At 66.7% G+C, this 21273-nt stretch carries 16 protein-coding genes and 2 pseudogenes; 3 read left to right on the top strand and 15 right to left on the bottom strand.

Annotated features, from left to right (window positions below):
- Window position 1 precedes the first annotated feature (1 nt).
- The 3 genes from QTI66_RS35295 to QTI66_RS35285 all read left to right on the top strand — a co-directional run bounded on the left by QTI66_RS35295 (window position 2) and on the right by QTI66_RS35285 (window position 4901).
- On the top strand, window positions 2-265 hold the full coding sequence (locus tag QTI66_RS35295; RefSeq protein ID WP_286565033.1) for a DUF2917 domain-containing protein: 264 nt from the start codon (window positions 2-4) through the stop codon (window positions 263-265).
- A 10-nt stretch (window positions 266-275) separates the two neighbouring features.
- Entirely contained in the window at window positions 276-1190 is a 915-nt protein-coding gene (locus QTI66_RS35290; RefSeq protein WP_286565032.1) for a LysR substrate-binding domain-containing protein, read from the top strand.
- A 150-nt stretch (window positions 1191-1340) separates the two neighbouring features.
- Window positions 1341-4901, top strand: coding sequence for a Dyp-type peroxidase domain-containing protein (locus QTI66_RS35285; RefSeq protein WP_286565031.1), 3561 nt, complete (start codon window positions 1341-1343; stop codon window positions 4899-4901).
- Here QTI66_RS35285 and QTI66_RS35280 read toward each other — a convergent pair.
- The 15 genes and pseudogenes from QTI66_RS35280 to QTI66_RS35210 form a co-directional block, all read right to left on the bottom strand.
- Window positions 4882-7866 (bottom strand): ATP-binding protein, encoded by a 2985-nt coding sequence (locus tag QTI66_RS35280; protein WP_286565030.1) that lies wholly within the window; start codon window positions 7864-7866, stop codon window positions 4882-4884. The genes QTI66_RS35285 and QTI66_RS35280 overlap by 20 nt on opposite strands.
- Before the next feature lie 152 nt (window positions 7867-8018).
- Window positions 8019-8726: pseudogene (locus tag QTI66_RS35275) on the bottom strand (dienelactone hydrolase family protein); the annotation flags it as partial.
- Between the two features lie 35 nt (window positions 8727-8761).
- A complete protein-coding gene (locus QTI66_RS35270; RefSeq protein ID WP_286565075.1) occupies window positions 8762-9286 on the bottom strand; it encodes a flavin reductase family protein in 525 nt (174 codons plus the stop codon).
- Window positions 9260-10492, bottom strand: a pseudogene (locus tag QTI66_RS39760) (styrene monooxygenase/indole monooxygenase family protein); the annotation flags it as partial. The pseudogene QTI66_RS39760 and the gene QTI66_RS35270, both read right to left, overlap by 27 nt.
- 21 nt (window positions 10493-10513) lie before the next feature.
- On the bottom strand, window positions 10514-11752 hold the full coding sequence (locus QTI66_RS35260; protein WP_286565029.1) for a styrene monooxygenase/indole monooxygenase family protein: 1239 nt from the start codon (window positions 11750-11752) through the stop codon (window positions 10514-10516).
- A 38-nt stretch (window positions 11753-11790) separates the two neighbouring features.
- On the bottom strand, window positions 11791-12585 hold the full coding sequence (locus tag QTI66_RS35255) for an SDR family oxidoreductase (RefSeq protein ID WP_286565028.1): 795 nt from the start codon (window positions 12583-12585) through the stop codon (window positions 11791-11793).
- 53 nt (window positions 12586-12638) lie between these two features.
- Window positions 12639-13415: an SDR family NAD(P)-dependent oxidoreductase gene (locus QTI66_RS35250; RefSeq protein WP_286565027.1), complete on the bottom strand. Its 777-nt coding sequence runs from the start codon at window positions 13413-13415 to the stop codon at window positions 12639-12641.
- On the bottom strand, window positions 13412-14209 hold the full coding sequence (locus tag QTI66_RS35245) for an SDR family oxidoreductase (RefSeq protein ID WP_286565026.1): 798 nt from the start codon (window positions 14207-14209) through the stop codon (window positions 13412-13414). Before QTI66_RS35245 ends, QTI66_RS35250 begins: the two co-directional genes overlap by 4 nt.
- Window positions 14210-14235: 26 nt before the next feature.
- Window positions 14236-14988, bottom strand: coding sequence for an ABC transporter permease (locus QTI66_RS35240; RefSeq protein WP_286565025.1), 753 nt, complete (start codon window positions 14986-14988; stop codon window positions 14236-14238).
- A gap of 18 nt (window positions 14989-15006) precedes the next feature.
- Complete coding sequence (locus QTI66_RS35235) at window positions 15007-15825, bottom strand: ABC transporter ATP-binding protein (RefSeq protein WP_286565024.1); 819 nt, start codon at window positions 15823-15825, stop codon at window positions 15007-15009.
- A 26-nt stretch (window positions 15826-15851) separates the two neighbouring features.
- A complete protein-coding gene (locus QTI66_RS35230; protein ID WP_286565023.1) occupies window positions 15852-16865 on the bottom strand; it encodes an ABC transporter substrate-binding protein in 1014 nt (337 codons plus the stop codon).
- 60 nt (window positions 16866-16925) lie between these two features.
- A complete protein-coding gene (locus QTI66_RS35225; RefSeq protein ID WP_286565022.1) occupies window positions 16926-18098 on the bottom strand; it encodes a nitrilase-related carbon-nitrogen hydrolase in 1173 nt (390 codons plus the stop codon).
- 26 nt (window positions 18099-18124) lie between these two features.
- Window positions 18125-18619, bottom strand: coding sequence for an aconitase X swivel domain-containing protein (locus QTI66_RS35220; RefSeq protein ID WP_286565021.1), 495 nt, complete (start codon window positions 18617-18619; stop codon window positions 18125-18127).
- Window positions 18616-19929 (bottom strand): aconitase X, encoded by a 1314-nt coding sequence (locus tag QTI66_RS35215; RefSeq protein WP_286565020.1) that lies wholly within the window; start codon window positions 19927-19929, stop codon window positions 18616-18618. The genes QTI66_RS35220 and QTI66_RS35215 overlap by 4 nt, the downstream gene beginning before the upstream one ends.
- A gap of 3 nt (window positions 19930-19932) precedes the next feature.
- The gene (locus QTI66_RS35210) at window positions 19933-20706 is read right to left on the bottom strand and encodes a GntR family transcriptional regulator (RefSeq protein ID WP_286565019.1); all 774 of its coding nucleotides are present in this window, start codon (window positions 20704-20706) and stop codon (window positions 19933-19935) included.
- Window positions 20707-21273 lie beyond the last annotated feature (567 nt).

Below are 21273 nucleotides of genomic sequence, written 5' to 3'. Positions count from 1 at the left end.
CATGAAACCGAACGACCTTCCGCACGACGTTGTCACAGTCTTGAGGCAGCCGCGCAGGATCGAACCCACCCGCGAGACCGTCTGCGTGTTCTGCCTGAACGGCACGGCGTGGATCACGATCGAGGGGCAGCTCGATGACGTCATCCTCGTTGCAGGCGACTTCCACTGCGTGCAACCGAATCAGAAGGCGCTGCTGGCCGGCATGCCGCAGTGCCGCGTCTTGGTCGATGCTGGCGGCAGCGCCGAAACGGGAGTGCGTGGCTAAACTGCCGCGCATGTCCGTTCCGCTCGTCCGGCTTTCCTCGCTCGATCTCATCCGGGGCTTCGTCGCCGTCGGGCGGCGCATGAGCATCACCCAGGCGGCCGACGATCTGTGCCTGACGCAATCGGCGGTGAGCCGCCAGATTCGCGCGCTTGAAGAGCAGTTGGGCGTCACGCTGCTGGAGCGCAAGAGCCGTGGCGTTCAGTTCACGCCCGCGGGCGAGCGGCTGTTTCGCAGCGCCGACGGCGCGGTGCAACAGTTGCAAGACGTGGTCGGCGAGATCCGCCGCGACTCCGCGCAGCAGCAGGCCGTGACCATCTCCGCCAGCATCGGCATCTCTGGCCTCTGGCTGCTGCCGAGGCTGGGCCGCCTGCAGCAGGCGCATCCCGACATCGAGGTGCGCCTGTCCGCGACCAACGAGATGGTCGACATGAGCGACGGACAGGTCGACCTCGCGCTGCGCTACTGCTCGCGCAGCGTGGCGCCGGCCGGCGCGGTCTGGCTCTTCGGCGAACGCGTGGTGCCGGTGGCGCATCCGACGCTCGGCATCCGCGAGTTGAAAAGCGCCGAAGCGCTGGGCAAGGTGCATCTGCTCGAATTCGACGACTCGCGGCCGTGGCTGCAATGGCGGCCCTGGCTGCGCGAGCGGGGATGGCAGCAGGCCAAGCCGCGCGGCGTGGTGCGCTTCAACCAGTACGACCAGGTCATCCACGCCGCGCTGGCGGGTCAGGGGATCGCGCTGGCGAGGCTGGAACTGGTGCGGCCGCTGATCGACAACGGGCAACTCATCGCGGTCACCGCGCCGCCCGACAAGGTGGAGACCCCCATCGCCTACTGGCTGATCCGCGCCGAGGCGCAGCCGCGGGAGCAAGTGCGGCGTGTGGCGGCGTGGATCGAGGCGGAGGCTGCGGCGGTGCGGGGCTACTAGCGGGGTTGCGCCCCTCATTGCAGCATCCATCGCATTGGGGGTGCAATCAGCGCGCGCCATGCTCAACATCACGCCTCCACTTCCGCCGCGTATTCAATACGCAGCGTCGTGGAACTGGCGGCAACGAGGAAACGCATAGAGGAGCGTGACATGGCACAGCTGAAAAAGCGAAGCACTGTTCTGGGCGGCATCACCAACCTGTCGGTGTTGGCCCCGGTCAAACACGGCATGGTGATCGGCTTCGAGCCCATCAGCTATCTCAAGCGATTGCGAAAGGTGCTCGACGCGCTCTTCTCGGCGCGACAAAACGTGCGCGAGTCGGAGTTGCTGCAGCCGGTGTTCCCGGATTCGGTGGGCCAGTTCGGCATCATCGATCACTTCCGCTATGCGCTCGTGCCGCCCGTGCCGGAACTGCCGGACGACCAGCAACCGGAAGATGGCACCTGGCACCTGTCGCTCAACGTCACCTTCGACGGCGGCTGGGAACCCTACATGCGGGTGATCTACCGCGACCTGGGCACGCTGCTCGACCTGCTGTTCTGTCACTGTGACGGCTACCCGGGCTCGAAGACCGCCACTTATGAGAAGTACTGCGACTGGGTGCGCAGCAACGAGGTTGCAGGCGGCACCTTCTACGCAGACTCGGTGATGCCGCTGGGCGACACAGACTACCTGGCGGAAGTGGAGAAGGTTCAGCGCGAAAAGGGCAACACGGCCGGTGTCGATGCGCAAATTGCAAGGCTGGCCCTCCCCTCGGCCGCGGCCGCACAGCAATCGGCCATGGCGAAGGCGCTGGCCAATGTCGAAGGCACGCTGGTGCTGCCACTGCGCACGCTCACCGGCCTGTATCGCCTGTCGACTTACTTCCCGTCCGAAACCCCGCCCGAAAATGACGGCGACAACGGGACGCTGCGCCGCTTTACGCAGTCGATCCTGCAAGGCCCGATCAAGATGATGAACCTGCTGGATGCCATTCCGGCGGGGCAGCCGGGGCACGAAGAATGGGCCGATGCGAAAAAGAAACTGGCGCCATATCAAGATCAACTGGATTGGCTCATCAAGGGAACACCGCCCTCCCTGGGTGTCGCACAGCCAGTTCCCTATGACCCTACCCTGCTGCAGGGCCACATCCTGGCCGCCAACGAGCCCGTCACGCATGGATGCGTGGTGCTGTTGCGCGTCACGGACGCCGTCGAGGCGCGCAAAGCGCTCAATGCGCTCGCCGCCCACTGCGGATCGGTGAAATCGCAGGACGACATTGCCTTCGTTGTCGGCTTGACGCATGCGGGACTGGCGGCGCTGGAAGTCGCTGCCTCGCGCCTGAGCGGCTTTCCGCAGGAGTTCGTCGAAGGCATGGAGGCACGCTGTTCCGTACTCGGCGATGTGCGCGCCAACCATCCGGACCGCTGGCGCCGACCGCTGCGCTGGGGCATGGCGAACGGGCGCCGCGTCGACCTCAAGGCCGTGCATGTACTCATTCAGATACGCCTGGTCGACAAGGCCAACACGTCGCCCGACCTGCACCCGACGCTGAAGACCCAGGTCGATGGATTGGATGTGGCCGACAACGGCATGCGCGTGCTGGCCGTGCAGCCGACCCGAAGCTACCGCAATGCCAACGACAAACCCGCGGGTCATCTGGATTTCGTCGACGGCGTCAGCCAGCCTCAGATCAACACCGGCCAGGCGCCCGCCAATCCGCCCAAGCTGTTCGACGATCTGGTGGCGCCGGGCGAACTGCTCCTGGGCCACGCCAACAACCGGAAAGATGCAGCGAACGCAGCGCTCGACCCCCTGAAGCTGCACGGCAGCTTCCTCGCGGTTCGCAAGATACGCCTGAACATGGATACCCTGAACGCTGCGGTGTCGGGGCTCACGCAGGCCCAGAGCGACGAACTGCAGACCCGGATGATGGGCCGCGAGCGGGATGGCCGGCCCCTGGTGTCGCAGCCCGCGGGCGCCGACCTCAACAACTTCAACTACGACACCCAGAGCGACAAGTGCCCCTATCACTCGCACGCCCGGCGCGCCAACCCGCGCGACCGGCGCGAATACATGCCGCGAATCATTCGCCGCGGGATGTCGTACGGGCCGAAGCTGCCAGACCAGCCCGCGGCAGAACGCGGCGTCGTCTTCATGGCCTACTGCGCCAGCCTCTCCGAGCAGTTCGAGACCATCCAGCGCTGGATTGCCGGCGCCAACAGCAGCGGCGTGGGCTCGGCGCAGGCCGACCCGTTGCTGCGGGTTCCGCAGGTCGGAGAGAACTACACCTTCCGCTATCTCGACGCCAGCGGCAATGTGACCCGCTTCGCGTTCAACGACAAGCCGCTCTCACACCTGGAATGGGGCCTGTATGTGTTCGTGCCCTCGCTGCCGGCGCTGAAGAATTTGGCCAACTTCCTGGCCGAGCTGCCAACCGACTCGCCCTCCCCACCCCCGCCCCCTCCCACGCCGGCAGAAATCGAAGAGGCCGAGCGCGACAAGGTGCGCCAGCGGCTTGAGGACCCGGACCGCTCGCCGAAAGCGTGGGAAGAGGTGCGCACCGGCGACTCCAACGCCCCGCAGGACACGCCCTATGGCCACCTCATCGGACGCTGCACGGGCACCTTGGAGAAGCCTGGCGTGCTGGATGTCATGAAAGACAATGGCGTCCGCTACTCGGTCCAGGGCTACGGCGACCGCATGAAGGCATCGATCGGCCTGAATCTCCTGGGCTTGGATGGCGCCGACCACACGGCGCAAGTGGCCCTCAACACGGCCGTCCTCGGCATCAGTGAGAAGGACGCCTACGACATCACCATCGCCGTCGTGAACGGCCTGCTCGGCCACTTCCCCGACTTGCCGACCCCGGTTTCCAACGACCCGGTGCGCCGCCCGATCGACCTCATGACCTTCAGCGACCTGGTGATGGCCAAGTTGTGCACCAAGTGGATCGGCCTGCCCGACGTTCCTCCGGCCTCAAGTGAGCCCTTCATGCAGACCGGAGGCCGGCTGGAAACCAACCCCGGCAAGCCGCGTTGTCCGGGCAACTTTTCCACGGTCTCCCGCTACATCTTCTCGCCGCATCCCCGCGACACGGTGCAGGCTGAAGGCAAGAAGCAAGGCGAAGCCGTGCTGGCCGCCGTGCAGGACTGGCTGGAGAACAACGGTCAAAGCGGGCTGGGATCGCTGGCCAAGGACATCCTGGCGGGCCTCAAAGTCGACGAGACCGACCCGATCTTTGCGCTCAACCTCGCCGGTGTTCTGCTGGGATTTCCTCCCACAGTCCAGGGCAACTTCCTCAAGACCATGGACAAATGGATCGAGGAAGAGACGCTGTGGCAATGCCAGGAGGCCCTGTTCGAAGCCGCGCCCAGCGGTACGCCCACGTACGCCCAAGCCAACGCCGCCTTGCGACGCACATTGCTCGACACCATGCGCAAGCGCCCGGTGCCGGAGATGCTTTGGCGCAGCCCGGTCGAAAACGGCGTGGTCAACACGAATCCAGGCAAACGAGTTGTCCTGGGCATCGCCTCCGCGCTGGCCGACGGGGCACCCGACGAGTTGATGTTCGGCCGTGACGCCCCCAACGCCGCCACGCCAACCATCCATGGCTGCCCCGGCTACCCGATGGCCATGGGCGTGATGCTCGCAATGTTCGCAGGTCTGCTGAACGCCGGCACGCTGCGGCCGACGGGCTCGCCAGTGCTGCTCATCCTGACGCCAAACTAGCGCGGGTCGACGACGTCCCGATGGCCGCGGACTCATCCCGTCCGGCTGCCGCGATCGAGCTTTGGAGCCGCGTCGCCTCCGCGAGATGCCACGCCATGCCCATGCGGGCGAACGCGGTCATGGCCTCGTCCAGCAAGGCGTCGGGGCGTTGGCCGCGGTGCCGCCAGGCGATCTCGGCTTCGCACAACTGCGTCAGCGCGATTTCGTGCGCGGAGTCGCGCAGCCGCGCGATCTTCATCGCTTTCTCCAGGTAGTGCGCCACGCGCCCGGGCCGCCGTGAGGCCGCTTCGAGTGCCAGTGCGCGATAGCTCATGGCCGCACCGAGGAAGTCTCCAAGCCGGCCACGCCGCAGTGCGCGTGCCGCGTGGTGACGCGCCTCCTCGCGGCGCCCCAGTTGCATCATCCCGCTGGCCAGCCACCCATGGTTGAGGGAGCGGAACAAGCCACTGCCGCGCGGCTCCAGCCAGGCCGTGACATCGACGATGATCTGCAGCAACTCGGGCCGGCGCGTGAGCATCCAATCGGCGTAGGCGCTCATCGCGCGCGCCACCGACAATTGCGTGAGACTGCGCGTGGCTTCGGCGATGCGGCCGGATTCATCGGAGGCCTCGCGGGCGTCTTCCCAACGACCTTGCCAGAGCAGTACCGCGCTGAGCCAGCCATGCACCGACGCACCGATCACGTGCGTGGTGCCGGCGATGCACGACTTCGCATCATCGAAGCTCTGCCCGGCCTGCGTGAACAAGCCACGGTCGCCCAACATGGCGCCTCGACAAACCAGCGAGAACGCCAGGCCGACATTGATGTGCTGGCCGCTGCGGTACCGCCCCTTGACCGCGATCGCTTCGTCGAGCAGTTCCGCGGCGCGCCCGTACTGCGCAACCGCGCAATGGGCTTCGCCGAGCGCCGCAACGACCTGGATGGCCAGCTTCTCGTTCCCGGCCGCGCGCGCCTCAGCCAGCGCCCGCTCGCCCTGGCGGATGGAGGTGCGCACGTCGCCGAGGCTGTAGGTGCTGTAGGCGAGCCAATGGCGCGCGCGCGCGATCGTGGCGGTGTCGCCGTGGCGCTCGGCCAGTTCGACCGCACGCTCGTGCAAGGCCACTTCGCTGCGCACCGGATCGAACACCGTCACCCGACCCAGGCTTTGCGCAATGGACACCCAGCGCAAGGCCAGCGAGGGGCTTTGCGGCAGCCGGTCGAGCGCCGCGAGCGCAATGCGATAGAGGGAGCGGGCGCGGTCCAGTGCCGAGGCCGCCAGCGCCTTGTCGCCGGCCAGCATCGCATAGTGCGCCGCCTGCCCGGCATCGCCGCCGGCGTCGAAGTGCAACGCCAAGGCCTCGATCGCCTCGTCTTCGGCGTCGTCCGAGCTGTGTTGCTGGATCGCCTCGGCGATGCGCAGGTGCAGATCCTGCCGCACGGCAAGTCCCACCGACTCATAGACGATGGCGCGCGTCAGGCCGTGCTTGAAGCGCAAGGTGCCGGCGCGCTCGCCCGGAAAGATGAAGTCGTGCTCCGCGAGGCCCAGTTGCATCGGACCGTCCGCGCGCTGCCCCGAAATGCGTTCGAGCAGCCAGGCCGGAATCACGTTGCCGATCACCGCGGCCACGCGCACCAGTTCGATTTGCGGCGGCGGCAGGTGCTGAACGCGCGATTCGACCAAGCGGTTCAGCCAACCGGCGCCGCCCTGGACCCGGCCCAGGCGCTGACCATCGTCCCCGCGTGCGGCCGAGTGGCACAGCTCTTCGAGAAACAGCGGATTGCCGTTCGCATGGCGGCAGATCTCATCCGCAACGAAAGGGTCGGCCCGGGGCAGCCGGGCTGCGATGAGCTGCAAGGCCTCGGCATCGCTCAGCGGCATCAGCGTCAGCGTTTGGTCCGCCGCAGTCGGCGCATCGCTGACGGCGACGACGCGCGTGGACAGCACGATCAGCAGCCTGCAGTCCGTGCGCTTGCGCAGCGCCGCCAGCACCTGGTGCGATGCGTCGTCGGCCCATTGCCAGTCGTCGACGAAGAGCAGCAGCGGCTGCTGTTCCGCCAACCGCACGAAGAGTGCGGCAAAACTGTCCGGCGTGTGGTGTTGAGCCTCGTCCGCCACGGACTGCAGCATGTGATGAAAAGGCTGCAGCGGCACGGCGCCCAGTTCGCTTTCGCAATAGCCGCGCAGCACCGTGCAGCCGCGCTGCATGGCACGACCCAGGAAGTGCTCGACCAGCCGTGTCTTGCCCATGCCTGGCGGGCCCGCGACCGCCACCGAGCGGATATGCCCGGCCACGGCGTCGTCCATGGCCTGCTCCAGCAGGCCGATCTCGGCGCGGCGGCCGATGAACGCGGTGGCGCCATGGCGCGCCGTGGCGGCAAAGCTCTCGGCCACGCTGGCACGCGCATCGACGCGGTAGACCAGCAGGGGCGCGGCGCGGCCCTTGACCTTCAGCAATTGCGGCGGACCGGTCACGAAAAAACGGCTGGCTGGACCAAGCGTCTCTTCGCTGACCAGGATCTCGTGCGGGCCCGCGGCGTCCGACAGCCAGGCCGCGATATTGGGGACGGGCCCGAGCAGCTCGAAGCGTCCGAGCTCCATGTCGCCGGTGCTGAGCAGCGTCAACCCTGAATGAATGCCCGTGTGCAGGCAAAGCGTGCGCCCTGGCGGAAGCACGGGCCTCAGCTCGCGGATGCGCTGGTGCATGTCCAGGGCTGCCGCGACCGCTCCGCGTCCATCGTCTTCGCGTGTCACCGGGTAGCCGAACATCGCGAGCATCCCGTCGCCTTGCACGCGCACGACCATCCCGCCGTGCAGGGGGATGGTTTCGCGGTAGATGCTTCGCAGTGCGCCGAGCACGGCCGCGTAATGCTCGGTTTCCATGATTTCGGCGAGCTCGGTCGACTGGGAGAGGTCGGCAAAGAGCAGGGTCAGGTAGCGCCTGCCCAGTTGGATGCCAACCGATTCACCACGCGACTCGTCCTTCATGAAAGCCCCTCGGCACAGCGCGGCGGTCGAATCGGATCGACGACCGGCGCATTGTTGTTGGGCGCAAGCGTCTGCCGGAACGCGCCGCAAGTCAACAGGCGGTCGTCCGGCGTGCTCGCCGGGCGCTGTTCGCGCCTCGTCGCAGGCCGCTAGTGCGTCCCCATCTCGCTCCGCAGCGCCGCCGCCGTGCGCTCATTCGCCAGCGACGCCGCCGCTTCGTCATAGTGGTCCCCACCCACCCGCGCAAATGCGTGATCGACGCCCGGGTACACGTACAACGCCACCTGCTCGCGCCCTGACAGCGCCTTCACGATCGCGGCGCGCGCCTCGGGCGGGCAAAACTTGTCCTCCTCCGCGATGTGCAGCACCAGCTTGCCGCTGATCTTGTCGGCCTCTTCCAGCGCGCTTTCGATTCCGACACCGTAGTAGCCCACCGCCAGGTCGACGTCGGTGCGGCACGCCGCCAGATAGGCCAGCTTCCCGCCCAGGCAGTAACCCAGCACGGCCGTCTTGCCCTGCTGCGTCTCCGGTCGCTTGCGCAACGCATCCAGCGCCGTCTGGATGTCCAGCACACCCTTGGCTTCGTCAAAGCCCTGGTAGTAGCCGAATGCGCGTTGCCAGTCGGCTTCGGTGTAGCCCAGCTCCACCCCCGGCTCCTGGCGCCAGAACAGGTCGGGCACCAGCACCGTGTAGCCCTGCGCGGCGTAGTGGTCCGCAGCCTCCTGCATCGTCGAATTGACGCCGAAGATTTCCTGCGCGAGCACGAGGCCCGGCCCCTTGCCGCCCGCGGGCACGGCGAGGTAGGCGCGAAAGCTGCCGGTGCCGTCGTCGGCTTCGAGGTTGATCCATTGTCCAGCCATGGGGGAGCCTTTCTTGATTGCAGGAATGAGGGGTGTCACTGTGGGAGTTCAGGGTGCCGTGTCGCAACCCGGTAGAACCCCGAGTGAAAGACCAGCGGCTCGCCGTCGAAACGCTCGTACTTCTCGACTTCACCGATGAAGATCAAGTGGTCGCCGCCTTCGTACTGCTTCACATTGCGGCACACAAAGCGGGCAATCACGCCATTGATCAGCGGCACGCCGCCCGTGCCTTCGCAGCAGTCCACGCCGGCGAACTTGTCGATCTTCGGCGTCGAGAACTGGCGCGACAGGTGGTGCTGGTTCGCCGCCAGCACATTGATCGCAAAGTGGCTGCCACCGGTGAAGTCGGCCACGCTGGGCGCGTCCTTGGCCAGGCTCCACAGCACCAGCGGCGGATCCATCGACACGGATGAAAAAGAGTTCGCAGTCATCCCCACGCGCCGGCCGTCGATCGCGCGGCTGGTGATGACCGTCACGCCAGTCGCGAACTGCCCCAGCGCCCTGCGGAAGTCGCGCCGGTCGAAGCGGTCCACCGCGGCTTCGCGGGCCTTGGCGTCCAGGAAGCGGTCAGCCTCTCGCGCGTCGAACCACCAGGGATGAAAGTCGCGCGGGTCGTCAAAGGCATTCGCGATGGTGCTCGCCACGGCCGGCGCGCTGGCGGCGCTTTGCAGCAGCTTGAGCTGGTGCGGTTGCGGCGGCGCCAGCAGGCTGTTGGTCCAGCTGGTCGCCCACTGGGCATAGCCTTTCCAGTAGCGATCGAAGGTCTGGCGCATCCACTCCGCGTTGAAGGATTCGCCCTCGTGCTCCAGGATGCACTTGAGATAGATGTCCGCGCACTTGGCGGCGTTGTTCGAACCCTGGCCGGTGATGGGATCGTTCAGCACCACGGTGTCGGCCATGCCCAGCACGTAGCGCCCGGAGGGCAGCCGCGCGACCGGGTTGCGCACCGTCGGCGTGACGCGGCCGGCGAGGATGCCGTTGTCGTCGGTCAACTCGATGTTCTTGCAGCGCCCGGCTTCCCACGGCAGGAAGGTCTGCAGGATCCACTGGCTCTTTGCCAGATGTTCCTGCGGCGTGTTCACGTCGTCCCAGCAATCCATCGGTCCGCCGGGGATGCCCTCGAACACCATGATCTCGCACGGCCCGCTGGTGGTCAGCGCCGGAAAGACGAAGTACTCGCCCACGCCCGGAATCAGGTTGAAGCACACCCGCGAAAACGGCTGCATCGGCACCATGCCCTTGACGTAGGTGAGCGCGAGCGAGCGCTGTGGCCTGGCAAAAGGCGAGCGGGCTTCGTCGCGCTCGAAGAGGCTGCTGATCTCGCCCTTGCCGCTGGCGACGATGACGAGATCATGCGTGCGGCCATAGCCCTCGATGTCGTCGATACCGGCTTCGCGGATGACCAGTTCGCCGCCACGCTTCCCGAACTCCGCCATCCACGCCGGAACCTTCACGCGCTGGTCCACCGAGCGCGCCGGACTGTCGAGCCGCGCGGCCCAGTCGATGGACTTGCCGCTGCCCGCGCCCGGCACGGCCAGGCCAATGCCTTCGACCGGCGGGCATTCGTCGTCCCACCAGTGCAGGCCGAGTTCGCGCTCGGCTTGCAGTGCCGTCTCGAACATGCACTGGCTCGACATCACCGGTCCCTGGCGGATCTCCTGCGCCGTGCGGTTGGAGACGACCGTGACTTCATGTCCCGCGCCCAGCAGGCCCAGGGCGAGTTGCATGCCGGACTGGCCGGCGCCGACCATGGCGATGCGCTTCATGTCCGCTGCTGCCGCCGGCTCTCAGGCAGCGGCCGCCCACTGGCCGATGAAGCGCTCGGACTCGGCCGGGTCGGCGAACCACGGGAAGAAGGTGCGCGGGTCGTCGAAGCCGTTGACGATGGCGGTGGCCAGCGGCGGCATGGCACCGGCGGCGCCCAGCAGGTTGAGCACGTGCGGCGGTGGCGGCATGAGCAGCATGTTGGTCCACTGCGTGACCCATTGCGAATAGCCGTACCAGTAGCGGTCGAAGGTGTGCTGCATCCAGTGGGGGTCCGCCGGCTTGTCGCCGTGTTCGACGATGCTCTTCAGGTACACGTCGGCGCACTTGGCGGCGTTGTTGGAGCCCTGTCCGGTGATCGGGTCGTTGAGTACCACCACGTCGGCCATGCCCAGGATCTTGCGGCCCGAGGGCAGCGTGGCCACGGGCCTGCGCACCGTGGGCGCAAAGCGGCCGGCCAGGATGCCGTTGTCGTCGGTGAGCTGGATGTCCTTGCAGCGCTCGGCTTCCCACGGCAGGAAGGTATCGAGGATCCACTTGCTCTTGGCCAGGTGCTCCTCGGGCGTCTTCACGTCGGCCCAGCAATCCATCGGGCCGCCGGGGATGCCTTCGAACACCATGATCTCGCACGGGCCGGTGGTGGTCAGCGCGGGGAACACGAAGTACTCGCCCACCGTCGGAATCAGGTTGAAGCACACGGCCGAGAACTCATTGCGCGGACGCATGCCCTTCACATAGGTAAGGGCCAGCGCGCGCTGCGGCTTGTCGAAGGTGGACTTGGCGGCGTCGCGCTCGAACAGTTTCGAGATCTCGCCCTTGCCGCTGGAGACGATGACGAGGTCGTGGCTCTTCGCATAGGTCTCGAGATCATCGACGCCCGCGTCCTTGAGGATGAGTTCGCCGCCGGCCTTCTTGAAGGCGTCCATCCAGCCGGGGATCTTCACGCGCTGGTCCACCGACTGCGCGGGCGAGCGCAGGCGTGCGCCCCAGTCGATGAGCCTGGCGCCCTTCTGCTCCGGGTTCGGCACGGCCAGCCCGATGCCGTCGATCGCGGGGCAATCGCGCTCCCACTGGTTCAGGTCCATGTCCCGCTCGATCTGCAGCGAGGTGTGGAACATGCACTGGCTGGACATCACCTTGCCGGTGCGGATGTCCTCGCCCGTGCGGTTGGTGACGAGCGAGACCTCGTAGCCCGCGGCCAGCAGGCCAAAGCCGAGTTGAAGACCGGACTGGCCGGCACCGACGATCATGATCTTGCGCATGCGATTTCTCCAGGAATTGAGCAGTGGGTTCGTGGGATTCAGGACATCAGCTTGGGAATGGCAGGCTCATAAGACTCGGGCCCCATCGCCGAGTAGCCGCCATCGACCGCGTAGTCGGCGCCGGTGACGAAGCTGGCGAGGTCCGAGCACAGGAACAGCACCACGTTGGCCACCTCTTCCGGGTTGCCCACGCGGCGCAGCATGTGGAAGGGCGCGGCCACGCGGTCCGTCTTGGCGCGGTCGCCGTTGGTGAGCTGATTCATGATGGCCGACCAGGTCCACCCCGGCGACACGCTGTTGACGCGGATGCCCTCGGGCGCCAGGTCCAGCGCCATGTTGCGCGTGAGTTGCACCATGGCCGCCTTGCTCACCGGGTAGAGCCAGCGCCCGGTCTGCGCGCACTTGGACGAGATGCTCGTGAAGTTGACCACCGCGCCCTTGCCTGCCTTGTTCATGTGCGGCCGCACCGCCTTGAGCATCATCACGGCGCTGGCCACGTTCACGTTGAAGGAGGTCTGCCAGTCGGCGCGCGAGGCGTTGATGCCGTCGTCCACGTACGAGCAGGCCAGGTTCACCAGGCAATCGACGCCGCCGTGCAACCTTGCGGCCTCATCCACGCAGGCCTGCACCTGCGCGTCGTCGGTGATGTCGGTCTGGCGAAACACCACGCCGCCCTCGGCAAAGCCTGCCGCCAGCGCCTTGCCGCCTTCGACGTCGATGTCGGCCACCACGACCCTGGCGCCGGCCTGCTGGAAGCCGCGCACGACGCCGGCGCCCAGCAGCGTTGCGCCGCCCGTCACGATGACACTCTTGCCCTTCAAACCGCTGAACATGTGAATCTCCTTGGTGGTTGATGTGGTGTTGATTTGTACGCCTGGCGGAGCCACTAGCTGGCGATGGAAAACCCGCCGCCGGACACATCCAGCAGAGCGCCCGACACGAAGGAAGCGGCATCGGACGTGAGCCAGAAAATGGCCTCGGCCACCTCTTCGGGCTGGGCGATGCGCCCCATCGGAATCGAGCCGGCGATGCGCCTGGCGTAGGCTTCGTCGTGCGCAAAGGCGCCGAGCATCGGCGTTTGCGTGGCGCCCGGCCGCACGGCGTTGATGCGGATCTTTTGCGGCGCCAATTCGCGCGCAAGCCCTTGCGTCAGGCCGTCGACTGCCGCCTTCGAGGCGCCGTACACCGTCTTGCCGACGCGCCCGCCAATGGTGGCCGCCATCGACGACACGATCACGATGCAGCCGCCCTCGCCCCCTTGCTGCGTGCCCATGCGCCGCGCGGCTTCCCGGCAGCACCAGATCGCGCCCAGCACGTTGACGCGCACGATGCGCTCGACATCGGCATCCGCGATTTCCGCAATGCCGACCGGCCAGGCCGTGTCCACGCCCGCGGAGTGAACCAGCACGTCGAGCCGTCCGAACTGCGCGGCGGCCGCATCGAACATGCTGGCGACCTGCGCCGGATCGGACACGTCGGCCGGCAGCAGCAGGCATTCGCCGCCCGCGCTGCGGATCTGCCCGGCGACGTCTTTCGCGCAACCCTCGTCGCCGATGTAGTTGATGGCCACGCGGTAGCCCGCCGCCGCCAGTTGACGTGCCGCAGCGGCGCCGATGCCGGAGCCGCCGCCGGTGACGAGTGCGCTTCTCGTGGCGTTCGTCATGCCGTCACAGAAGCAGTAGTTGGCGGGGCTTCGCGCCGGGGATGCTGCGCCATGTACAGCGGATTGCGCGTCGGCGAAATGACGATCTCGTTCACGCACGCACGCGCCGGCAACTCCGCCACCATCCGGATCACGCGCCCGAGGTCTTCAGGCAGCAGGAAGGACGCGCGTTCTTCCTCGGTCGGCGGCACGGGCCGCTGGTCCAGGAAGGGCGTGGACACCTCGGCCGGGCAGATCGTGCAGGCCCGGATGCCGTTGACGCACTCCTCGATGTTGATCGATTCGGTGAGCGCCACCACCGCGTGCTTGGCCGCGGTGTAGGCCGCACCGGCCGCGCGCACCACGTGCTTGCCGCCCCAGGAGGCGATGTTCACGATCAGGCCTTCGCCTTTGGCGCGCATGCCCGGCAACACGGCCTGCGCGCAGTACAGCGCGCCGCTGAGGTTGACGTCGAGCATGCGGCGCCAGTCCACGACGGTGAGTTCATGCAGGAAGCGCTGCGGCACGTTCAGGCCCGCGCAATTCACCAGGATGTCGACCGTGCCGTGCTGCGCCAGGATCGCCTGGCCCGCCTGCGCCACCGAGGCGGGGTCGGCCACATCGACGAGTTCGAATTCGCAGTGCACGCCGGCCTCGCACATTTCCCTGGCCGCCGCATCGAGCGCCTCGCGCTGGTGACCGCTGACGATGACGCGTGCGCCCGCATCGGCCAGCGCCCTCGCGGTCGCAAAGCCGATGCCGGTCGCGCCTCCGGTAACCCACGCGACTTTTCCATTCAGGGTGGCTTGATTCATGAAAGTCTCTCCTTGAGGTGACGCTGTCATTGCCACGAAAGCAGCTTGGCTTCGAGCCGATTCATGCCCCACGTCACCAGCGATCCGACGATGGCGAGCAGGACGAGCAAGCCCATCACCCCGCTCATGTCGAAGGTGGACGTGAGGTACGCCACCTGCTGGCCCAGGCCATGCTCCGACGCAAGGATTTCCGCGCCCACCACCCCCAGCAACGAATACACCAGGCCCAGTCGCAGGCCCGAGAACATCACCGGCGTGGCGCTCGGCAAGGTCACCTTGAAGAACAGCTGCCCGGGCCTGGCGCCCAGCGTGCGCGAGAGCGTGAGCCAGTCGGCGCTGACCGCACGCATCCCCGCCACGGTGCTCGACAGCACAATGAAAAAGGTCAGGCTCACGCCCACCGCGATCTTCGAGCCGATGCCCAGCCCGAACCACAGGATGAACAACGGCGCCAGCGCAATGCGCGGCATCGCGTTGATGGCCGATAGGTAAGGCTCGCAGAACTTCTCGAAGGCGGGGAAGTTGATGAACAGCAAGCCGGCCAGGATGGCCAGCACGCTGCCCAGGATGAAGGCCAGGAAGGTGGCGCCCAGGGTCCACCCAAGGTCGACCAGCAGGCTGCGCGAAACGAACAGCCCGTCCCACAGGAACTCCAGGATCGAGCTGGGCCGCCCAAAGGACGTGGGTGCCAGCCAGCCGGCACGCGACGCGTATTCCCAGGCACCGAGAAACACCGCCAGAAACACCGCGTGGGCGGCCATCATTCGAAATCGGTTCATGTTGTGTGCCTCCCTGACTCAGTGCCCGGCGCCGTGCATGGCCTGGTCGAGCGTGTTCCACAGCTCGGCGTACAGCTCGTGAAAGCGCGGATTGGCCTGGAGCTCGCGCACGGAGCGTGGGCGCGGCAGGTCGATGTCGACTTCGCGAACGATGCGGCCCGGCCGCGGCGTCATGACGATCACGCGGTCCGACAGCGTGATCGCCTCGGCCAGGTCGTGCGTGATGAACACCACTGTGCGCTTTTCGTTCTCGTAAAGGCGCATGAGCGTGTCGTGCAACATGATCTTGGTCTGCGCGTCCAGCGCGCCGAAGGGCTCATCCATGAGCAGCAGCGGCGAGTCCAGGCAGAAGGTGCGGGCCAGCGCGACGCGCTGGCGCATGCCGTGCGACAGGGCCTTGGGGTACGCGCTTTCAAATTGCGAGAGGCCCACCTGCGCCAGCAGTTCGCGCGCCCGGCGCTCGGCCTCGGGCCGGCTGACGCCTCGCACCTCCATGCCGTAGCAGGTGTTCTCCAGCGCCGTGCGCCACGGCAGGAGGCAGTCGCGCGCCAGCATGTACGACACGGAGGGATTGCCCAACGTGGGCTTTTGTCCCAGCAGGTTGATGCGGCCTTCGTAGGGCTGCTCCACCAGGCCGGCGAGCAGGTTGAGCAGCGTGGTCTTGCCGCAGCCGCTCGGCCCGATGACGGACACGAACTCCTGCCGCGCGATGCTCAGCGAGGTGTCGGCCAGGGCTTGCACGCCGCCGCCGAAATTGAGTGAAACGTGATCGACCTCGATCACCGGCGCGCCTGTGGCTGCGGCCCGGGCCGGGCGCGCGTGGGCGGCAGCGTCCAAGGGAATCACTTTGAAGGCGGCCGAGTTCATTGCGGATCGAGCAGCAAGGTGGTGGTGTCGAAGCGCTTGGGCAACTGCTTCTTGTTGAGCAGGTGGTCGGCGTTGGCCTGCAGCGCGACCCTGTCCAGCTTGAACACCGCCGCCGGAATCGAGGCCTTGATGGCGGCAGCCAGGATCTTGTCGCCCTGCGGGTGGTTCAGCTTGAAGTACTGCTGGTGGATCTTGATGATCTCGTCGAAGTTGGCCGGGTTTTGATAGAAGGTCTCGGCGTCGGTGAAGGCCTTGCGCAGCGCTTCGATGACTTGCGGCTTCTCCCTGGCGTACTGGCTGCGGATCCACAGGGGCGCAGCGGCACCGTTGAGCTTTTTGAGCTCTGCGCTGCCCTCGCCGCGCCGCATGTCGATGACCATCTTGCAGCTCTGGAGCACCTCGCAGAAGGCGGCCAGGGGTTCGAAGCTCAGTGCGGCGTCGATCTGGTTGTTGGTCAACGCGGGGTAGGCGGTGTCGGGCGCGCCCACGGCGACGAAAGTCACGTCGTTGGGCGTCATTCCCGCGCCGACCAGCAGTTCGACGAACTGGAGCTCTGCACCCGAGCCGCGCGCCGTCACGCCGATCTTCTTGCCCTTGAAGTCGGCCATCACGGCCGGGTAGCCCTTGGCCGCGTTGGGCAGGCTGAGGCTGTTGCTCGCCACGAGGAAGAAGTTGGTGTCGCGCAGCGCGTTGCCAAGCACTTTCAGGTCGGCGCCCTTGGCCGCTGCCTGCATGCCGACTTCCGCCGCGGCGCCTCCGACGTCGATGCTGCCGCCGATGAGGGCCTGCAGCACCAGCGGCGCACCGGGAATGGTTTGCAGCGTGCACTTCAGGCCGTACTTCTCGCACAACTGCTTGGCGACCACCACGCGTGCCAGCGGGTTGCCGACACCGGGGTAGTCGTTGATGCGCACGGCTTCGCCACCACCCAGATTGGCTTGCGCCATGCAGGCGGATGCGGCGGCCAGGAGGCCAAGTCCGGCCAGGATCGAACGCGTAAGTTTCTTCATGACAGTTCCCTCGTGCAGTGTTTGTGCATCGCTCCCGGCCGGGCGGGCCGGGGCTTCAAATCAGGTGGCGCTGGAGCGCGTCGGGCGCTTGGCGTGGGGCTTGCCCTTCGCGGTGGAAGATGTCGTTGCGGCGGGCTTGGCGGCAGGCTTGGCTTGCACCGGCTGCGGCTCCAGCGCCGAGCGGGTGAACACGCCGCGCTCTTCCAGCTTGCGCACGGTCTGCGTCATCACCTCCTCGGCCGCCTCGCGGCGCATGTGCGCAGTCTTGGCGGTGAGGTTGGCCGGCCACACGCTCTTCTCGTAGATCAGGCGGAACAGCTCCGATCGGATGTGCGGAATCCAGTTGAAGTTCTTGGCGTTGCTGCGGTGGTAGCGCAGCGCCTCGATGTTCAGCGGCGCCGACACGAAGCAGTCGTCATGCGAGTCGTTCAGGTGCATCAGCGAGCCGCGGTAGTCGACGATCATCGACTTGCCGCCGCAGAAAAAGCCCTGGCTCTGCTTGTCGTCGATGTAGTGGCGGCCGGTGTTGGGCGCGAGCACGTAGCAGGCGTTGTCCAGGGCGCGCGACCGGTTCTGGATCTCCCATGCGCCTTGGGTCGTCTTGTTCTCCATCGAGCTGGGGCGGTAGATGATCTCCGCGCCATTCATGGCCACGCCGCGCGCGGTCTCGGGCAGGTTGCCTTCCATGCAGATGCAGGCGCCGATGTTCCCGATGGCCGTGCGCGCCACCGGGAAGAAGGCGTCCAGCCCTTCGCCGAACATCTCCACCCACTGGTCGTACACGTCGTGCGGCGTGGTGCTGTGCTCGATGGTGAAGATGATGTTCTTGCGGTGCTGGTGGATGATCTTGCCGGCCGGGTCAATGATGAACATCGTGTTGAAGAACCGGTCCGGAAACTCCGGCATGCGCGCCTTGGCCTGCGCAATGATGTAGATGCCCCACTTCACCGCGCGCTCGGCCAGCACGTCCGTGACCGGGCCGGGGATGTCGATGGCGCCGCGGGCCGCGTAGGCGGCGGTGTCCCAGTCGCGCAGTTCGTCCGGAAAGCCCTGGATCGCGCCTTCGGCCAGCGCCAGCAGCTTGACGGGGTTCTCGATGGACGAGAGCACCGCCACGTCGATCATGTTGCAGATGTGGTCGAGGTTGCGCTTGAAGTTGGGCGTGTCGCTCAACGTGTACATGCAGTCGTAGGTGCGGGTCTGCAGCCCGATGGCGGTGTAGATGGGAATCATGGGGAGCGTCCTCGCGAAATGTTCAGTCAGAGTGCGGCGCCGCGCGCGGGGCCGTGGACGGGCCGCAGGTCCTGCGCCAGTTCGGCGCCCTGCACGACCTCGTCCGTATCGAGCACGCGGATGGTCATCGCCTCGGGGTCGATCTCGACCATGGCGCCGTGCGCGATCTGGGCCGTGATGTCGGTGTCGAAGCCGGCCAGCATCGTCACGTCGCCAAGGGCCGCGCCTTGCGCCAGGATGGTGTTGACCGTGTTGAAGACGATGGCGACCGGCGCCATGTTGCGCGAGCGCATTTCGTGCAGCATCCATGCCGTGGCGACGCCGCCTTTTGCGGTGTCGAGCACGAGGATGCGGTCGACGTACGACTGCCCCACCAGCTTGTGCGCCGGGCGCGAGAACACGCCTTGCAGGCGATTGAGGTCGTAGCGTGCCGAAAAGCCGTCATGCGCAACGAGGGCCTGCCCGACGACGCGCTGACCCATCGCGTGGCGCGCCCTGAAAGTGGTGGTGCTTGTGCTCATCGAAGGATCCCGGTTTCTGCAGCGTCGACGCAGCTGCGCATGGAGGCGAGCATGGGCACGTAGCCATAGCCGCCGAGGATGTTGACCAGCTTCGCGCTGTTGGTGGCCAGCCGCTTCCAGCCCTTGGCTTCGCTCATTTCGCGTGCATAGGACTGGTAGAAGCACATGCCCGACAGTACGCTGCCACCAGCCGCCTCGATGGCCCCGGTGTAGCCGAAGCGGTCGCAGTCGGGCTTGACCTGCGGGCTGGTCACGGCGAGCAGCGGGCGCTTGAACTGGCGGCCCTCGCACATCGCGGCCAGCTCGCGCAATTCGTAGATGCTCAGCTGCGGGGCGGAGAACACGACCACGTCGATGGCGTCGTCCACGGCGTAGCTCTGGCGCAGCGCGACGATGTCCGCCTCGCCGATGCGGTGTGCCACCGGCAACTTGTCGCCACCCACGTCGGACAGGCGCTGCGCCTCCGGCGTGATGCCCACCAGATGAAACAGCGCCGTGGAGCCGAAGCTCGCCATGGCGGCGCCGAAGTGCTTCAGTTCGTCCGAGGTGGGCGCACGGTCCAGCCCCTCGATCACGGGCACGGCCCAATAGTTGCCAGCCAGCCGGCCGATGACGCCACCCAAAGCGCCCCAGTCGTTCAGCTCGCGTGGCGTCCAGTCGAGCTGGATGCGCAAGCTGGCTTGGCGCTGCGCCTCGAGGTGATAGCCGTAGCGCGGTGTGCGCCCCGTCAGGCCGGCCGACAGCGCGGAGGGTCCGCCTTCGAAGTTCGAGCGCGCCCCGCCCACCGAGTTGGAATAGATGACGACGCCGGTGTCGCCAAAGGCCACATGCTCGCCACGGGTGGCGGCCAGCACCGTCTGGTAGTTGATGCAGGTGTCGGTCATGCTGACACCGAGCCGCTTGAAGGCTTCGATGGCGCGGCGTTCCAGCTCGAGCATCCAGTCCGCCTGGCCCAGCATCCCGGCCTTGGAGAAGTCGGTGCCGCGCGGGTCGGTGATGGTCGGGATGCGCACCGTCCCGGCACGCGCGTCGGCGAGCTTTTCGAGCCAGACGACGCCGGCCTGCCCCAGGCTTTCGGTGTCGGCCATGATGTGCGCCTGCGTCACCGGGACGAAGTCGCGTGCGCCGAAGAAGTTGCCGACCTTGATCTGGTGTTCGAGGGCCGTTTTGGCCACGAAGCCGTGCTCTCCGGCGAGCATGGCCTTTTCCTCGTCGTTCAGGACCATGGTGTTGAGCCCGGCGGGCGGCGAGGCGCGGCGCACCCGGCCTGCGGAGGCGTTGGCGCTGCGTTGAAGGACTTGGGCTTCCACGGGCTATCTCCTGTTGGTTCGTGGCTCACGCGTGGGGTGCGACGCGGCAATGGACGCGCCCCGTGCGGTGGGTTGCAGTGCGCTGGCCAGCTCCATCGGGCCCGGCACGCTCAGCTTGAAGGTGTAGCGCTCCGGCACGATGTGGATGCGCATGTGTTCGCAGGCCTTGCCGGCCACCGTGTACGAGGTGCGCTGCATCAGCAGCACATGGCTGCGGGCATCCAGCCCCAGTTCGCCCGCCACCTTGTTGCTGGCGCGGGCGCACTGGATCGTCACGTCGGCGCCGCCGATGCGCATGCCCAAAAACTGCTGGAGGATGTCGTAGACGGCCAGTTGCTGCGCCCTCGCCTCGCCCAGCTGCGCGGCTTCGGCGGGCAGGTAGGCCTCGACGACGGCAAAGGGCTCGCCGTCCACGCAATAGCGGCGGCGCAGGCGCACCGGCAAGTCAAGGCCCTGCGGCAGGTCGCGGTCCACGCGGCCACTGGAGGCGGAGAACTCCAGCAACTCCGTCTGCGGCTCGATGCCCTGGCTGCGCAGCGCATCCTGGAAACCCTGCAAGGTGCTCAGGTCCTGGTGCAGCGTGGCGCGGGTCACGAAGGTGCCCTTGCCGCGGTGGGACACCAGTTGGCCATTGCCCGTCAACAGCTGGATGGCCTGGCGAACCGTGACGCGGCTGATGCCGAAGGTCGCCATCAGCTCCGCCTCGGTGGGCACCTTCTGGCCGGGGGCCAGCCGGCCACTGGAGATTTCGTCGGCCAGCCGGTTCGCGAGCTGCACGTAGAGCGGCTCGTGGCTCGACGCTTCGAGCGGCCTCGGGCCCGGCGTTGGAGCGTGTGAGTTGTGGAGTGGCACGGCTAAGTTGTATTAAATCGTCTTAATACATTGAAGCACCAATTCAGGACACGAGCATCGGGGTTTTACCCAATCCCACGGGCGACGCGCGACCCGCGTTCAAGGCGGTAATTCATGTCACGGCGCATGACATTTATTGCTCACTGATGCCTGCAAAACGGCGGCCTCTTCCTCGACGAAGCGCACGATCCCGAAAGGAAGGAAGTCACATTTCCTCGCCAAACCGACGCGCGGAAACGTGCTTGCGAGCAGCGACAATGCGCTTCCGGCAAATTGCCGGTAACTACTAAATCATTGGTTCAGAGGAGACAAAAGAATGACGCAACGTCACTGGCTCGCTTCCTACGGCAGCGTGCCGCACGACATCAACCCCAACGCCTTCAGCTCCATCGTCGACATGCTCGAGCAGGCGATGAAGCAGTACGCGGGCAAGACGGCTTTCCGCTCATTCGGGCAGCGCCTGAGCTATGCCGACGTGGACCGCCTGTCGGC

Origin of the sequence: Variovorax brevis, from assembly GCF_030317105.1 — a bacterium.
GTDB classification, from domain to species: Bacteria; Pseudomonadota; Gammaproteobacteria; order Burkholderiales; family Burkholderiaceae_C; genus Variovorax; species Variovorax brevis.
Note: the sequence above shows the minus strand (reverse complement) of the source record. Positions and strands in the feature narration are given on the sequence as shown.